Source organism: Rhizobacter sp. P2_G4 (assembly GCF_056403575.1).
In genome coordinates this window covers 729,755-744,610 of sequence record NZ_JBFUFG010000002.1, presented here as the reverse complement: position 1 = coordinate 744,610, position 14,856 = coordinate 729,755, and the positions used below count along the sequence as shown (strand labels likewise).

Sequence of the window (14,856 nt, the reverse complement as noted above, 5' to 3'; positions counted from 1 at the left end):
GCTGTCCAGTCACGCCTTCAGGCACGCCTGGATCTCGGCCAGCAAGACCGCCGATTCCAGCGGCCTCAGCAGATAGCGGAACGCACCCAGCTCCAACCCCAGCTTTCTCGACTCCTCGTTCCAATGCGTGGACGAAAGAAAGATGAACGGGATCGCCTCCAGCCGCGGGTCCGCCTTGACCAGGCGAATGAAATCGAAGCCGCTGCCTTCCGACATGCCAACGTCGGAGATGATGAGGTCCGGCAGGCGCTCCTTGGCGAGCGCCAGTGCATCGGCGGCGTTGTCGACCGTCAGCACTTCATAGCCGTGAGGCTCCAGCAGATCGCGCTTGAGTTCCAGATTGAATGGCGAATCGTCCAGCACCAGGACCGTGGTGGGGCGCTTCACGGGTCGCGCCACATAGGTCGGCGGCACCTTGGGCTCGACGGTGCCGGCTCGCAAGTGCGGCGGCAGGAAGGCGTTGATGGTCTGGATGAGCCCCATGGGCTCGATGGGCTTGGAGATGTAGCCATCGAAGCCCTGCGCGAGTACCTTGTCGCGGTCACCAACCATCGCGTAGGCCGTCACCGCCACCAGCGGGATGTCGCGCAGCTCCGGAGTTGCCGCAGCCAGCTTCGCAAATTCGTAGCCGTCGATCTCGGGCATCTGGATATCGCACACGATCATGTCCGGCAGTTCGCGGCGGGCCACATCGAAGCCGATGCGGCCATCCACCGCCTTGAGCGTTTCAAAGCCGAAGGATCGCAACAGGTAGTCCATCAGCTCACGGTTCATCGCGTTGTCTTCGATGATCAGGATCCGAGCCGTCATGAAGCCGAATCTCCCGGCAGCACCAGAACGAAACGGCTGCCTTGGCCGAGTTCGCTCTGCAACTCGATGCTCCCGCCAAGCAACTCAGCGAGCTTTCGAGACAGGTAGAGGCCGAGGCCCGTACCTTCCACGCGGGGGCGCGACTCCCCACCGACCCGGGTGAATGGCAGGAAGAGTCGGTCCTGGTCGGCTCGGGAGATCCCGGGCCCGGTGTCCGCGACCGAGAGAAGGAGCACTCGCCGCTTCTCGCGAGTCGTCTCTTCCATCGCGATCGACACCGTGCCGGCCGAAGTGAACTTGATCGCGTTGTTGGTCAAGTTGATGAGGATCTGCTGAACAGCACGCCGGTCGGTCTTCACGTCGACATCGTTCGCCGGCAGTCGAATCTCCAGGCGCAGGCCTTTTTCTTCGGCGGCCGGCCTGAGCGTGGCCGCCACTTCGTCGACGATGGGGCGGCATGGCGTCGCAGTGAGATTCATCTCCACATTGCCCGAGTCGATCTTGGCCAGGTCGAGCAGGTCATTGATCAGCGACAACAGGTGCCTGGCGCTCGACTGCACCATGCCCAGTTGCTTCTCCTGGTCCGCCGTGAGCGGACCGGGCAGTTTCATCAGCAGCAGGCCGGTGAAGCCGATCACGGCGTTGAGCGGCGTGCGCAGCTCGTGGCTCATGGTGGCGAGRAACCTGTCCTTGGCGCGGTTCGCTCGCTCCAGTTCGACGTTCTTCTCGTTCAGCGAGCGCTCCACGCGGCGGCGTTCGGAAATGTCGCGAATGGAGCTGCTGACCAGCGTTCCGTCTTCCGTCTCGAGCGGACTCAGGCTGATCTCAACCGGGAACTCCGACCCGTCTCGGCGCCGGCCTTGGAGCTCCAGCCCGGCACCCATGGGTCGGACATTGGGGTCCGAGAAGAACTTCGTGCGATGCCCCGGGTGCGCCCCGCGAAAGCGTTCAGGCACCAGCGTCTCGATCGGCTTGCCCAGCAACTCGCTGCGCTGATAGCCGAACAGCCGCTCGGTCTGGCCGTTGACCAGCACGATGAGCCCCGAGCGGTCGACGATCACCATCGCATCAGGCGCCGATTCGAGCAGGCCACGGAACTTTTGCTCTGCCTTGCGGCGGTAAGTCATGTCGCGGATGGCGCTCATGCCCAACCGGCCGACGTCGGTTTCCAATGGGCTCAGGCTGATCTCGACCGGAAACTCCTCGCCGTTCTTCCGCAGGCCGCGGAGTTCGAACCCCAGGCCCATCGGTCGCGTGCGCGACTGCGCCTGGTAATCGGCCCGATGCCCGAGGTGCGCAGCCCGATACCGCGCGGGCATCAACAGCTCCAGCGGCCGGCCAACCAGTTCATGGCGCGAGTAGCCGAAGACCGATTCAGCCTGGCCATTGATGAACACGATGCGGCCGATGTCGTTGACGATGACGATCGCATCGGGCGTCGACTCGAGCAACTCGCGGTAGCGGGTTTCGATCAGGCGCGCATCGCGCTGTACCTTGACGTGTGTGACATCCACATTGCTGTGGATGCATTCCAGCTCTCCTGATGGCAGGAACACGCTTCGCACTGATGCGTAGACGTAGATCAGCGAGCCATCTTTGCAGCGGCGCACGGCTTCTTGCCCTCGCTCCTCATCGTTGCCCTGGCTCTCCGCCTCGGACTGCCCTGCATCGGTGGGAGAATCCACCATGATCAAACTTGGTAGCGCCCGTCCCAGCACTTCCTGCTGGGTGTAGCCGAAGAGAGTCTCGGCAGCAGGGTTCCAGTACGTCACGCAACCCTCGCGCGACGTGGCAATCAATGCGTCCGGCGTCTCCCGCGAGATGCGCACGCCGATGTCATCGGTATTCACAGAGCCATCCCCCTTTTCTCCGTGCGCATCCCGCGACTTTCGGAGCATCAGCTTTCGATTTTGTGAGGCTGATTGGATACCTTCGCCAACCTGCACGCAATAGAAAGTCGAGGGAAGAATTACCTCAGCTCTTGATGGTCAGCTCCCTGCTGGTTGGCCGCCCGTCGAAGTCTGTCCAGCGGCGGGCCTTGAAGTCATACAGCTTGCAGCGGCGCGCCGTGTCGGCATACCAGCGCCACGAAAACGGCTGGACCACGATGCTGCCCGCCAGCCGGCTCTCGAGCAGAGCCTGCGCCTTCTTGAGGCGATAGAGAGGCACGCTCATGTCGACGTGGTGGGCGGTGTGTTCCATGATGTGATGCAGCACGCTGCCCATGGCCGAGCGGAAGGTGAGGTGCACCGTCGTCGAGACGAAGGGCTGCGAGGCCGACCAGCTTGCCTTGTCTTCGTACCAGTCCACGCCCGTGTGCGTGTGGTGCACGTACACGACGAAGCCGATCATGCCGTTCCAGAACACGAAGGGCACGACGAAGCCGGCCGTCAACAACCACCACGCCGATTGCTCGGTAGCCCATGCTGCGGCGACCAGGCCTGCGGCCCAGACGGCGGCGTAGACGCACACCAGCAGGCTGTCCCACACGAAGACAGCGCGGCGCGTGGGCATGACCTTCTTGCTCGGGAAGAACATCCGCAGCCACCAGATCTCGACGAGGTAGTAGAGCCACGGCGCCCAGCCGCTGCGGTAGACGCGCTCCAGCGCTTGCCGCCACGCGGGTAGCGCCTGAAATTCTTCAAGCGACCGTGGCTGCCAGACGAAGTCGAACCCCTTGAGGTTGGTGTAGCCATGGTGAACCACGTTGTGCCCCACCTCCCACAGGCTGTAGGGCGTCAACGATGGCAAGAAGACAAGGCGGCCGATCCAGCGGTTCAGGCGACGGTGCGGCGTGAGGCTCTGATGACACGCGTCGTGGCCGAGGATGAACAGGCGGCTGATCATCAGGCCCGTCGCCATGCCGGCCACGAGCTGGAGAAGCGGAATGCGGATCAGCACTGTCGCGGCCATGCAAGCGGCGAACAGCAGCACATCCATCAGCACCAGAAGAAGCGGATACGCGGTGATGCGCGTCGAGATCGGTGCGAGCCACGCGCGTATCACCTTGCGGTGGGGAATGGCGGCTGGAGCGGGTTGAGTTTGGGGACCAACGAGGAGAGACGTCATTTCGCCCCGAGCCGGTTTTGCCGGGCAAAGACGGTGCGGACGACACGAGAGAACGGCATTTGAGTTATCTGCTGTGAAGCAGCTGATCCATGAGGTGCATGGATCATCCCCGTCTCACCGAATGCCGAGATGATGCAGATCAAACAGGCGCCGGATTTGCCGTCGCGGCGGCGTTGCATCAGCTCAACTGACGGCCCCCTTGAGAGCCGCGAATCAACTGGCCATCGGCCTGGCTCAGAAGCTTTCCCAATCGTCTGTGCCGGTACGCGCAGCGGGTGCCGGCATGGGGGTCGATTTGACAGCGGCCTCTGGCGCTGGCGTGGGAGCGACTGGCTTGGCTTTCGCGAACACCGGGCGCGCCACATTGCTCGCTGGCCGTTCGACAAACTTGTGGACGTTGCTCGGCTTCGCCGCTGGAGCGGGAACACGCACCGCGTTCGACGCCAGCTTGAACACCGCCACGGACTGAACGAGCTGCTCGGCCTGCATCTTCAGGCTCTCGGCTGCTGCAGCGCTTTCTTCCACCAGCGCGGCGTTCTGCTGGGTGACCTGGTCCATCTGGGTCACCGCCTCGCCGATCTGCGACACGCCCGTACTTTGCTCGCTGCTTGCCGCGCTGATCTCGCCCATGATGTCGGTCACGCGCTGGATCGAGTTGACCACTTCGGTCATCGTGACACCCGCCTGGTCCACGAGCGTGCTGCCCTGCTGGACACGTTCGACGCTGGCGCCGATCAGGCTCTTGATTTCCTTGGCCGCTTCGGCCGAGCGCCCTGCGAGGCTGCGCACTTCGCTGGCCACCACCGCAAAGCCCCGCCCTTGTTCGCCGGCACGTGCGGCCTCGACCGCGGCGTTCAACGCCAGGATGTTGGTCTGGAATGCGATGCCATCGATCACGCCGATGATGTCGGCGATCTTCTTGGAGCTGTCGTTGATGCCCTTCATGGTCTCGACCACCTGGCTCACGACCTGGCCACCCTTGATGGCGACCTCGCTGGCGCTCTGGGCGAGCTGATTGGCTTGACGCGCGTTGTCGGCGTTCATGCGAACCGTAGAGCCGAGTTCCTCCATCGATGCGGCGGTCTGCTCCAGTGCGGAAGCTTGTTCCTCGGTGCGCTGGCTCAGCTCGTTGTTGCCCTGGGAGATCTGGGCCGACGCGGTAGCCACGGACTCCGAGCCTTGCCGCACATTGCCAACCACGGCGGTCAGGCTCATCTGCATGCCGTGCAGAGAAGCCATCAGGCTGGTCTGGTCTCCGGCCTTGACGGCGATGGGCACGCTCAGGTCACCTTGCGCCACGGCGCGTGCCAGGTCAGCGGCATCGCCCGGCTCGCCACCCAGCTGCCGGCTCAGGCTGCGGGTGATCCATACAGCCGTCAGGGTGCCCACGACCAGGGAGATGAGGCCCAGCGTCCAGATGGCAACGGTCATGCTCGACACGTGGGCACCGGTTTCATCTTCGGAAAGCTGCATCAGATCGTCCTGGTACTTGAGCAGGTGATCCAGCGCTGCGAGGTATTCATGTTGGGCGCTGCGGGCCTCATTGACCAGCAGCGCCTTCGCCTCGTCGGCCTTGCCTGCCGTCACCAGCTCCACGAACTTGATCTGCATCGGGATGTACTTTCCGCGGGCTGCATCGACCTTGGCCAACTCCACCTTGCCGCGCTCGCTGCTGATCTGCCCGTGAAGGGTCTCCAGGCGCTTGGCGATGGCCTGGCGGGCAGACTCCAGCTGCGCCAGTTCTTTCTTGGTCTCAGCCGGATCGGCCACGATGACCATGTTGCGCATCGACAGCGCGATCACGTTGATGTCACTCTTGATGCCGTTGACCTCGGCGACCTTCGGTACGCGGTCATCGACCACCAGCTGGAACGATTGGTGGATGCTGTTGACCTTCACCAGGGAGACAGCGCCCATGGCGAGGATCAGCAGCAACAGGGTCCCGAAGCCGAGCGACAGCTGGGTGGAAACTTTGAGCTTGTTCATCAGGTGATCCCTAGTTCAACGGTATTCAGCGACCCACGATCCGTGGCCGCCAACGGGTTTTCGGCAAGACTCTTGCGTTCTTGACGAATGGACATGACGCCGTCCCCGAGTGGTGCCGAAACGGCTGAAACGGAACCACTTTCCCGGCTAGAAATCGCCGGCCGGACGCTGGTCCAGCCGACGGTGTCATTGTGTTTCTCGCGGCCCCTGGGCCACCATCGGGCGAGCGCTGTGCAGCGTGTAGGTAAAAAGACGACGCAGACAGGCCCGGCGCCGGCACGCCGGCCTGTGGCGCTCAGCGAAACGCCGGCGTCCTGGCCTGCGAGCGTGGGTTGAGGATGTTCGGCCAGAGCGCAAAAAACTTTAGGGTTACCACCGATTTCTGGACCCTCTTGAAATTTTCGGACCGCCCATATTTTGCTAAGCGCTGCCGTCCAGGCAGCTGACCTTCGCGTCGCCAATTGACACCCAAGGAGGAATGGAAAAATGCAACGCACAGGCATCCGTTCAAGGGACGCACACGCCGCGCCGCGCCGATCGAAGAAGTTGAGGGGCATGAGCGAGCGTCAGCTGGAGGCTTACCTGCACGCGCGCGACGCCATACGCCGCGTCAAGAGCACGTCGGACCTGGTGTCGAGCGTTCTGCTCGGCGCACGCCGCGCAGCCGAAGGCTCGCAATAACCCGGCCGCCGGTCCACAGCGTCGACTTCGCTCCCTTCAGAGACCACGCCATGCCCGAACTTGCCGCGCGTCAACCCGACCAGGTATCCCAGGTTCCGACGATCTTCACGATCGTCGGTGGCACCACCATTCCCGATCGCGCGGCACTCGTGCGAGAGCATTGCCGAGAAGGCTCGTCCGTCGAACTGCGCCGGGATGATCCCGGCCGCGACGACCGCGGCCCATCACCCATCGGCGTGTGGCTCGAATGCCGCGCCCTGCTCGGCCTGCTGAAGATCCACAGGAAGATCGGCCACGTGCCGCAGGAGACGGCGGACACGCTTCTCGCCATCGCCGACGTGAGCCCGACCGTGGTGGCACATGGAACTGTCAAAACCGTCTACGCGCCAAGGGACCGGGACGAAGCCGTGGTGACGGTCGAGATTCAGCCGGTGCTGCCGCGCGCCGCGGCGTAGCAGCGCGAGCGCCGGCCGCTACGCGGCAACGGCTTTTGCCAGCTCCAGCTGGTACTGCTCCCAGCCCGAGGCGGGCACGATCTCGTCGGTGCGGGCCGTGACTTCGTGGAGACGCGCACAGAGCCGCTCGGCGGCATCGGCCGCGTCCCCGAGGTGGACGCCCTGCGTCATCGTGATGTTGGCGCTCTCGAAGCTGCCGGCTCCGGCCAGCAGGATCATGCGCGTGGGCGCCTCGTCGCCGACGAGTGCGAGCAGCGCTGGGCTGACGCGTTCGGCGGTCAGCCGGGCCAGCGCCTCGGGCGGCAGCACGCCTTCGGTCATGGCCGTGGCAGCGGTGGGAGCCAGGCAGTTCACGTGCACGCCGTACTTGGCGCCCTCGAGCGCCAGCGTCTGCATCAGCCCGACGAGCGCCATCTTCGCGGCACCGTAGTTCGACTGGCCGAAGTTGCCGTACAGGCCGCTCGACGAGGTCGTCATCACGATGCGGCCGTGGCGCTGCGCCTGCATCTGCGCCCACACCGCCTTGGTGGCGTTGACGGCGCCCATCACGTGCACGTCGAGCACCAGCTTGAAATCGTCGAGCGACATCTTCGCGAAGCTCTTGTCGCGCAGGATGCCGGCGTTGTTGACGAGGATGTCGATGCGCCCCCAGCGGGCCACCGCCGCGTCTGCCATGGACTGCATGTCGGCAGGCACCGTCACGTCGCCCAGCTGCACCAGGGCCTGTCCGCCACGCTGATTGATCTCTTCTGCCACGGCGCGCGCCGCAGCGCCGTCGTCGCGGCCAGCCAGGTCGTTGACGACCACCCGCGCACCGTGGCGCGCCAGCTCCAGCGCATGCGCGCGCCCCAGGCCACCGCCCGCACCGGTCACGATGGCCACCTTGTCTTGCAAACGTTTCTTCATGGTTCTCTTTGGTGTGAATCAAATGGAGACGGCGTCCTGGCCCTTGAGCGCGAGCATGGCGCGCACCTCGGCCGGCGTCGCGACGTCGAGCGACAGCTCTTCCAGGATGCGGCGGATCTTGCGTACCTGCTCCGCGCACGAGCGCGCCAGGCGGCCGCGCTCCAGGTAGAGGCTGTCTTCCAGGCCGACGCGCACATTGCCTCCCATCACCGCGGCCATCGTCAGCAAGGGCATCTGGTGGCGGCCCGCGCCGAGCACCGAGAAGCGGTAGTTCTTGCGGCCGAAGAGGCGGTCGGCCGTCGAGCGCATGGTGAACAGGTTCTCGGGGTCGGCACCCAGGCCGCCGAGGATGCCGAAGATGCTCTGGATGAAGAGCGGCCCTTCGATCAGGCCCTCGTCCACAAAGTGCGCCAGCGTGTAGAGGTGGCCCACGTCGTAGCACTCGAATTCGAAGCGCGTGCCGCAGTCCTTCCCCAGCACCTGGAGGATGTGCTTGATGTCGCGGAAGGTGTTGCGGAAGATCAGGTCTTCCATGCCTTCGACGTGCGGCTTCTCCCAGTCGTGGCGCCACTCGGAGTACTTGCGCGCCACCGGGTGGATGGTGAAGTTCATCGACCCCATGTTGAGCGAGCACATCTCGGGCCGCGCCTGCAGCGGGTAGGCCAGGCGCTCGGTCAACGTCATGCGCGTGCTGCCGCCGGTGGTGATGTTGATCACCGCGTCGGTCGCGGCACGGATGCGCGGCACGAACTGGTCGAAGACCTTCGGGTCGGGCGTCGGCCGGCCGTCCACCGGGTCGCGCGCATGCAGGTGCAGGATGGCCGCGCCTGCCTCGGCCGCCTCGATGGCCTGCTCGGCAATTTGGTCCGGCGTCAGCGGCAGGTGGGGCGACATGGTTGGCGTGTGGACCGAGCCCGTCACGGCGCAGCTGATGATGACTTTGTCAGGGGGTGAAGCCATGGGCACTCCGGTGGTGGTGGGTTGGCTCAGACCGCGAGCCACTGCTGCTGCATCGCGGGGTCGGCCAGAAGTTGCTCGGGGCTGCCCTCGAAGACTATTTGGCCGTGGCCCATGACGCAGACGCGGGTCGAGACCTTCAGCGCAATGGCGAGCTTCTGCTCCACCAGCACCACCGAGACGCCCTGGCGCTGCATGTCCTGGATGCACTCGGCCACCTGCGCAACGATCTTCGGCGCCAGGCCTTCGGTGGGCTCGTCGATCAGGATGGCGAGCGGGTTGCCGAGCAGCGAACGGCACATCGTCAGCATCTGCTGCTCGCCACCCGAGAGGCTGCCGGCGCGGGTAGCGCGGCGCTCCTTCAGGCGTGGGAAATAATCGAACATCTGCGCCACGGTCCAACGCACGGCACCGGCCACCGGCGGCTGCTCGCCCATGCGCAGGTTCTCGTCGACCGTCAGGTTGGCGAACACCTCGCGCTCCTCCGGCACGTAGGCCAGGCCGGCGCGGCAGATCACATGCGGCGGCGCACCGGCGAGCGCGCGGCCGCCAAGCTCGATGCGGCCGGCGCTCGGCGGCACCAGGCCCATCACGGCCTTCAGCGTGGTGGAGCGGCCCGAGCCGTTGCGGCCCAGCAGGCTCACGACCTCGCCGCGGCCCACCTGCAGCGTGACGCCGCGGAGTACGTGGCTCTTGCCGTAGTGAGCATGCAGGCCATCCACCTGCAGCAGTGGTTGCTGTTCGATCCCGTTCATGCCGCGTGCTCCTCGCCGAGGTAGGCCTCGCGCACACCCTGGTGGCTGCGGATCTCGTCGGGCGTGCCGGTGGCAATCACCTGGCCGTAGACCAGCACGCTGATCCGCTCGCCGAGCGAGAACACCACGTCCATGTCGTGCTCCACCAGCAGCAGCGTGCGACCCGCCGTGACCTCGCGGATCAGCTCGGCGGTGTACTGCGTCTCTTCGCTCGACATGCCTGCCATGGGTTCGTCGAGCAGCACCACCTGCGGGTCCGAGGCGAGTGTCATCGCAAGCTCGAGCGAGCGCTGTGCGGAGTAGGTCATCTCGCCACCCAGCGTGGCGGCCTGGTGCTGCAGCCGCACCCGCTCCAGCAGCCGCTCGGTCTCTTCGCGGATGGCCGCCATGCGCTCGATGCGGCGCCAGAAGGTGTACTGCAGGCGGTAGCGCTGCATCACCGCGATGCGCACGTTCTCGAACACCGTGAGCTTGGGGAAGATGTTCGTGATCTGGAACGACCGGCCCAACCCCCGGCGGTTGACGCGCTCCGGCGACCAGCCCTCGATGTGCTGGCCGTTAAGCACGATCTCGCCGGAGCTCGGCCGCAGGTTGCCGGAGATCAGGTGGAACAGCGTGGACTTGCCCGCCCCATTCGGCCCGATCAGCGCGCGGCGCTCGCCGGCCTGCAGGTCCAGGTCGACGCCCCGGATGATCTCGACTGGGCCGAAGGACTTGCGCAGGCCACGGATGCGGAGGATCGGCTCGTTCTTCACGTCGTCGGTCATGCTGCACTCCCGAAGCGACGCCGCGCGACAATCGCCAGCACCGTGCCGCACGCGAGCAGGCTCGCCGGCAGCATCCATGTCGACACCGACGTGGGCGACCACGGGCGGCCCAGCAGGGTCACGGCAGGCAGCTCGGCAGCGGCCTGCGCGAGCGCCCGGTAGTCTTGCGAGCACAGCCTCTGCAGGAGCTCGACGGCGAAGACGCCGCCCGCGGTCAGCAGCACGGCCGCACCCCCAACGAGCAGCGCTGAGAACACAGCCGGACGCCAGCCTCGCTGTTCGACGAGGCGCACTCCCGTGCCGAACAGGCCGGACAAGCCCGTCGGCACGAACATCATCACCAACACGAAGAGCACGCCCTGGTACAGCAGCCACGACTGCGTGGCGTCGGACACGGCGTAGCCGAAGAAGGTCATCAGTGCGGCACCGAGCGCCGGGCCGAGAAAGCTGCCGACACCGCCGATGTAGCTGTTCAGCACCACGGTGGCCGACACCCCCGCATCGAACACGGCGTAGTTCGCAGCCTCGTTGCTCAGCGCCTGCAGGCCGCCTGAGAGGCCGGAGAACATGGCCGAGATCGCGAAGGCCGACACCCCGAGGCCATGCACGTTGTAGCCGAGGAAGCGCAGCCGGTGCCCGTTCTCGCGCAGCGCGAGTGTCAGGCGCCCCGCCGGTGTGTGGGTGTGAAAGTACAGCAGCGCGATGGACAGCAGCACCCAGACGAGGGTGAGGTAGTACACCTGCGTCGTCGAGCCGAAGCTCAGGCCCAGCGAGGGGGCCCGCATCGTCGAGATGCCCGATTCGCCGCCGAACAGGCCCTTGAGTTGCGGTGCCAACGCGTGCAGCAGTTCGGCGATGGCGAGCGTGATCATCGCGAAGGTGGTGCCGCTGCGCTGGGTGGCGAACCAGCCGGCCACGACGCCGATGGCCAGCCCCGCCGCCGCGCCCACCAGCGGCATCAGCGGCGTGGGCAGCAGCCCGCTGCCTCCAAAGGCATTCATGGCATGCACGGTCGCGAACGCGCCCATGCCGAAGTAGGCCGCGTGCCCGAACGAGAGCATGCCGGCGCGACCGCTGAGCATGCCGTAGGCGCTGGCGAACAAGGCGGCAACGAGCATCTGGATCGACGCGATCAGCAGGCCGCCCGGCAGCACCGCAGGCAGTGCCGCCAGCAGTGCCACGCCGACCGCGAGAAGGGGAAGGTTCATGCGCATCGGGTCAAGCCTTCTCGCCCATCAAGCCGGCCGGTCGAACGAGCAGGATCAGCAGCATCAATGCGAAGGGCAGCGTGGCGGCCAGGCTCGACAGCTTCAGCGTGAGCAGCCCGCCCACGGCCTCGGCCCACGCCCCTGCGCCGACGACGGAGAGCAAGTCGGCCAGGCTGCGGTCCACGCTCACCGCCAGCGAGGTGATGACGCCGATCAAGAGTGACGCCAGCATGGCTCCGCCGAGCGAACCGAGCCCGCCCACGACGACGACCACGAACACCATCACGCCGACTTCTAGCGCCATGTTCGGGTTGGTGGTGTAGAAGGCACCGGCAATCGCGCCGGCCAGGCCGGCCAATGCCGCGCCCACGCCGAACACGCCCATGAAGACCAGCTGCACGTTGTGGCCCAGCGCCTGGGCCATGCGAGGCCTGTAGATCGCCGCCCGCACGACGATGCCGATGCGCGTGCGCGTGAGCAGCAGCCACAGCGCGCCGAACATCGCGAGCGCCACCACCGCCATCAGCGCGCGGTAGGCCGGGTACTGCTGGCGGCCGATGGTGAACGCGGCGAAGTCGAGCGCCGGTGGAATGCGGTAGTCCACCGGGTAGTTGCCGAAGAAGAGCTTGATCGTCTCGGCGATGATGAATGACAGGCCGAAGGTGAGCAGCAGTTCGTGCGCGTGGCCGTGGTGGTGCACGCGCCGCAGAAACCAGCGCTCCACCACCACGCCGACCGCGCCCGACAACAGCGTGGCCGCCACCACTGCGGGGCCAAAACCGATCAGCCCCTGCAGCGTGTATGCGAAGTAGGCGCCGAGCATGTAGAACGACGCATGCGCGAAGTTCAGCACGCCCATCATCCCGAACACCAGCGTCAGCCCGGCCGACACCATGAACAGCAGCAGGCCGTAGACCGTGCCGTTCAGCAGCGAAAAGACGAAGGTGTCCATGGCCCTGCTCTTCTGCGTGCCGGGCTCAGCTCGGGCGCTGCATCTTGCAGCTGGCCTGCGCCGGCACGGCAGCCTCCTCGGCCGTGAAGACCTTGACGGGCTTGAAGCCGAGCTCGGTGTCGTCGGCCTTGTACTTGGCGTCCTTGGTGACCACCGAAACCACCAGCGGCAGCAGCACTTGGTGGTCGCTGGCGCGCATGCTCGCCTCGCCCATCGGCGTCTTCATGCGCGTGGTTTCCAGTGCACGCGCGAGCGCGTTGACGTCGAGCGCATCGTTCACCGGCTTCGTGCGCTTGAGCGCATCGGCCACCATCTCGAGGCCGAACACGGTCTGCGGCTCCGTGGCCACCGGCAGGTGGCCGCTCTTGGCCTTGTAGTCGGCCATGAATCGATCGCCTTCTGCCCCAGCGGCTTCGGCATTGAAGGCCTGGGCCACGAAGTGCCCGGCCGCCTGCTCGCCGGCGTTGGCGATGTTGCCCACCTGGTCGAGGAAGACGGTGCCGAAGCGCACCTTGAGCCCGGCTGCCTTCGAGGCCTTCATCATCAGCAGCAGGTCGTTCGACCAGTTGCCGGTGATGACCGTGTCGGCGCCCGAGGCGCTGATCTTGGCGATGTAGGGCGCGAAGTCCTGGATCTTGTTGACGTCGTGCAGCGTCTTCTCCACCACCTGGTAGCCGCCGGCGCCGGCGTTGTCGACGATGGCGCGCTCCATGTCCTGGCCCCAGGAGTAGTTCTGGTTGATCGCGTAGACCTTGCTGCCCAGCGCACCCGCCTGCTTCATGGCCTGCACCAGCACCTTGGTGCGCACCTGCGCATTGCCGGCAAAGCGGAAGTGGTGGAAGTTGCACTTCTCGCCCGTCAGCTCCAGGGCCTCGGCGCCGACGTTGATGTAGACGATCTCCTTGCCCGGGTTGCGCAGGTTGTGCTTGCGCACGTCTTCGGTGATCTGCCCGCCAATGGCCGACGAGCCGCCCTGGACGACGATCTGCACACCGTCGGCAGCAGCGGCCTTGAGCTTGTCGGACGCACCCGCCGGGCCGCCCTGGTTGTCGTACTCCAGCAGCTGCACGGGCTGGCCGTTCCAGCCACCCGAGGCGTTCAGCTTGTCGACGGCGTAGCGCACTGCGGCTCGGTAGGCCTGGCCGGTGGAGGCCTGCGGGCCGGAGAGGGTCTCGAGCACGCCGATCTTGACGGGTGCGGCTTGCGCGGCGGCGGCCAGCAGTGCGAGCAGGGGAATGGCAGCGTGAAGAGCACGAACAGCGATCATCTTTTGTCTCCTTGGATTTACGGGTACTGAAATCAGAGGTACTCGACGTTGCCGTCGATGCTGATGGCCTGGCCCGTCATGTTCCGGGCGGCCGGTGAACACAGGAACAGCGCGAGCGCGGCTACGTCGTCTGGGCTCACCATGCGGCGCAGCGAGATCTTGTTGAGGTACTGCTGGCGCATGTCGTCGACGCTGATGCCGACCGAGGCTGCGCGTGCGGCGATCACGCCGCTCATGCGATCTCCCTCGACCGTGCCGGGCAGGATCGCGTTGACGCGGATGTCGTGCGGCCCGAGTTCGATGGCGAGTGACTTCGTCAGACCGACGATGGCCCACTTGCTCGCCGCATACGGCGTGCGGTACGCGTACCCCAGGCGTCCTGCCACCGAGCTCATCGAAATCAGGCACGGGCCGGCGGACGAGCGCTTCAGCATGGGCACCGCTCGGCGCGCGAAGTAGTACTGGCTGTTGAGGTTGACGGCAATGGTCCGCTCCCATCCGGGGCCGTCGATGTCTTCGACAGGCCCCGTTGGGCCCGCGATGCCGGCGTTGTTGACCAGCACGTCGAGGCCGCCGAAGGCTCCCTGCACGTCGTCGAACACGAGGTCAACGTCGGCGGCAACCGACGCGTCGGCCATGCTGCCGGTGATGCCGGGCAGCTCGGCCGTCATGCGGTCCACGGCACTGCGGTCGATGTCGCAGATGTGCACCCGAGCGCCGGTCTGGTGGAAGGCCCGTGCGATGGCCGCGCCGATGCCGTTGGCGCCGGCCGTCACGAGCACGCGCAGGTTGGGCGCGGGCCGAAGCGAATCCAGTATGGGCATGCAGGTCCTCTGTTCGTGCGCCGTGGTTGCCGCATTCACCAAGTGATGCGAAGTGGCGGCAGTCTCCCTGCGTTGCGGCTCGCGACCAATGTGTTGCGCGCACACTTTGAGCGCCGTTTCAGTGTCTCCAGCGGACCTCGATTGCGATGCTTTGGCGTCACCCCCTCTGTTAGCCTCTCGCAGACAGACGCGGGTACGCCGCGCACATCAAAGACACAA

The 14,856-nt window shown here is 65.9% G+C and carries 14 protein-coding genes; 2 read left to right on the top strand and 12 right to left on the bottom strand.

What is annotated here, in order from left to right; genetic code table 11:
• Window positions 1-9: 9 nt before the first annotated feature.
• The 4 genes from AC1DYS_RS09930 to AC1DYS_RS09915 form a co-directional block, all read right to left on the bottom strand.
• On the bottom strand, window positions 10-810 hold the full coding sequence (locus AC1DYS_RS09930) for a response regulator (RefSeq protein ID WP_477898487.1): 801 nt from the start codon (window positions 808-810) through the stop codon (window positions 10-12).
• Window positions 807-2,660 (bottom strand): PAS domain S-box protein, encoded by a 1,854-nt coding sequence (locus AC1DYS_RS09925; protein ID WP_477898485.1) that lies wholly within the window; start codon window positions 2,658-2,660, stop codon window positions 807-809. Before AC1DYS_RS09925 ends, AC1DYS_RS09930 begins: the two co-directional genes overlap by 4 nt.
• Window positions 2,661-2,784: 124 nt before the next feature.
• Complete coding sequence (locus AC1DYS_RS09920; RefSeq protein WP_477898483.1) at window positions 2,785-3,879, bottom strand: fatty acid desaturase; 1,095 nt, start codon at window positions 3,877-3,879, stop codon at window positions 2,785-2,787.
• Between the two features lie 234 nt (window positions 3,880-4,113).
• A complete protein-coding gene (locus AC1DYS_RS09915; RefSeq protein ID WP_477898481.1) occupies window positions 4,114-5,865 on the bottom strand; it encodes a methyl-accepting chemotaxis protein in 1,752 nt (583 codons plus the stop codon).
• Between the two features lie 555 nt (window positions 5,866-6,420).
• On the opposite strand from AC1DYS_RS09915, the gene AC1DYS_RS09910 reads away from it, so the two are divergent.
• Together AC1DYS_RS09910 and AC1DYS_RS09905 are read left to right on the top strand one after the other, a co-directional pair.
• Window positions 6,421-6,546, top strand: coding sequence for a hypothetical protein (locus AC1DYS_RS09910; protein WP_477898479.1), 126 nt, complete (start codon window positions 6,421-6,423; stop codon window positions 6,544-6,546).
• A gap of 50 nt (window positions 6,547-6,596) precedes the next feature.
• The gene (locus AC1DYS_RS09905) at window positions 6,597-7,001 is read left to right on the top strand and encodes a hypothetical protein (RefSeq protein ID WP_477898477.1); all 405 of its coding nucleotides are present in this window, start codon (window positions 6,597-6,599) and stop codon (window positions 6,999-7,001) included.
• A gap of 18 nt (window positions 7,002-7,019) precedes the next feature.
• Here AC1DYS_RS09905 and AC1DYS_RS09900 read toward each other — a convergent pair whose 3' ends face one another.
• The 8 genes from AC1DYS_RS09900 to AC1DYS_RS09865 are packed head-to-tail and all read right to left on the bottom strand — an operon-like array spanning window position 7,020 to window position 14,637.
• Window positions 7,020-7,907 carry an SDR family NAD(P)-dependent oxidoreductase gene (locus AC1DYS_RS09900; RefSeq protein WP_477898475.1) on the bottom strand — a complete coding sequence of 296 codons (888 nt, stop codon included), beginning with the start codon at window positions 7,905-7,907 and terminating at the stop codon, window positions 7,020-7,022.
• Window positions 7,908-7,925: 18 nt separating this feature from the next.
• Complete coding sequence (gene kce, locus AC1DYS_RS09895; protein WP_477898473.1) at window positions 7,926-8,867, bottom strand: 3,5-dioxohexanoate:acetyl-CoA acetone transferase; 942 nt, start codon at window positions 8,865-8,867, stop codon at window positions 7,926-7,928.
• Between the two features lie 26 nt (window positions 8,868-8,893).
• Window positions 8,894-9,619: an ABC transporter ATP-binding protein gene (locus AC1DYS_RS09890; RefSeq protein ID WP_477898471.1), complete on the bottom strand. Its 726-nt coding sequence runs from the start codon at window positions 9,617-9,619 to the stop codon at window positions 8,894-8,896.
• Window positions 9,616-10,386 (bottom strand): ABC transporter ATP-binding protein, encoded by a 771-nt coding sequence (locus tag AC1DYS_RS09885; protein ID WP_477898469.1) that lies wholly within the window; start codon window positions 10,384-10,386, stop codon window positions 9,616-9,618. Before AC1DYS_RS09885 ends, AC1DYS_RS09890 begins: the two co-directional genes overlap by 4 nt.
• Window positions 10,383-11,600 (bottom strand): branched-chain amino acid ABC transporter permease, encoded by a 1,218-nt coding sequence (locus AC1DYS_RS09880; protein ID WP_477898467.1) that lies wholly within the window; start codon window positions 11,598-11,600, stop codon window positions 10,383-10,385. Before AC1DYS_RS09880 ends, AC1DYS_RS09885 begins: the two co-directional genes overlap by 4 nt.
• Before the next feature lie 4 nt (window positions 11,601-11,604).
• The gene (locus AC1DYS_RS09875; RefSeq protein ID WP_477898465.1) at window positions 11,605-12,546 is read right to left on the bottom strand and encodes a branched-chain amino acid ABC transporter permease; all 942 of its coding nucleotides are present in this window, start codon (window positions 12,544-12,546) and stop codon (window positions 11,605-11,607) included.
• A gap of 25 nt (window positions 12,547-12,571) precedes the next feature.
• Window positions 12,572-13,813: a branched-chain amino acid ABC transporter substrate-binding protein gene (locus AC1DYS_RS09870; RefSeq protein WP_477898463.1), complete on the bottom strand. Its 1,242-nt coding sequence runs from the start codon at window positions 13,811-13,813 to the stop codon at window positions 12,572-12,574.
• A gap of 32 nt (window positions 13,814-13,845) precedes the next feature.
• Complete coding sequence (locus AC1DYS_RS09865) at window positions 13,846-14,637, bottom strand: SDR family oxidoreductase (protein WP_477898461.1); 792 nt, start codon at window positions 14,635-14,637, stop codon at window positions 13,846-13,848.
• Between the last annotated feature and the right edge of the window lie 219 nt (window positions 14,638-14,856).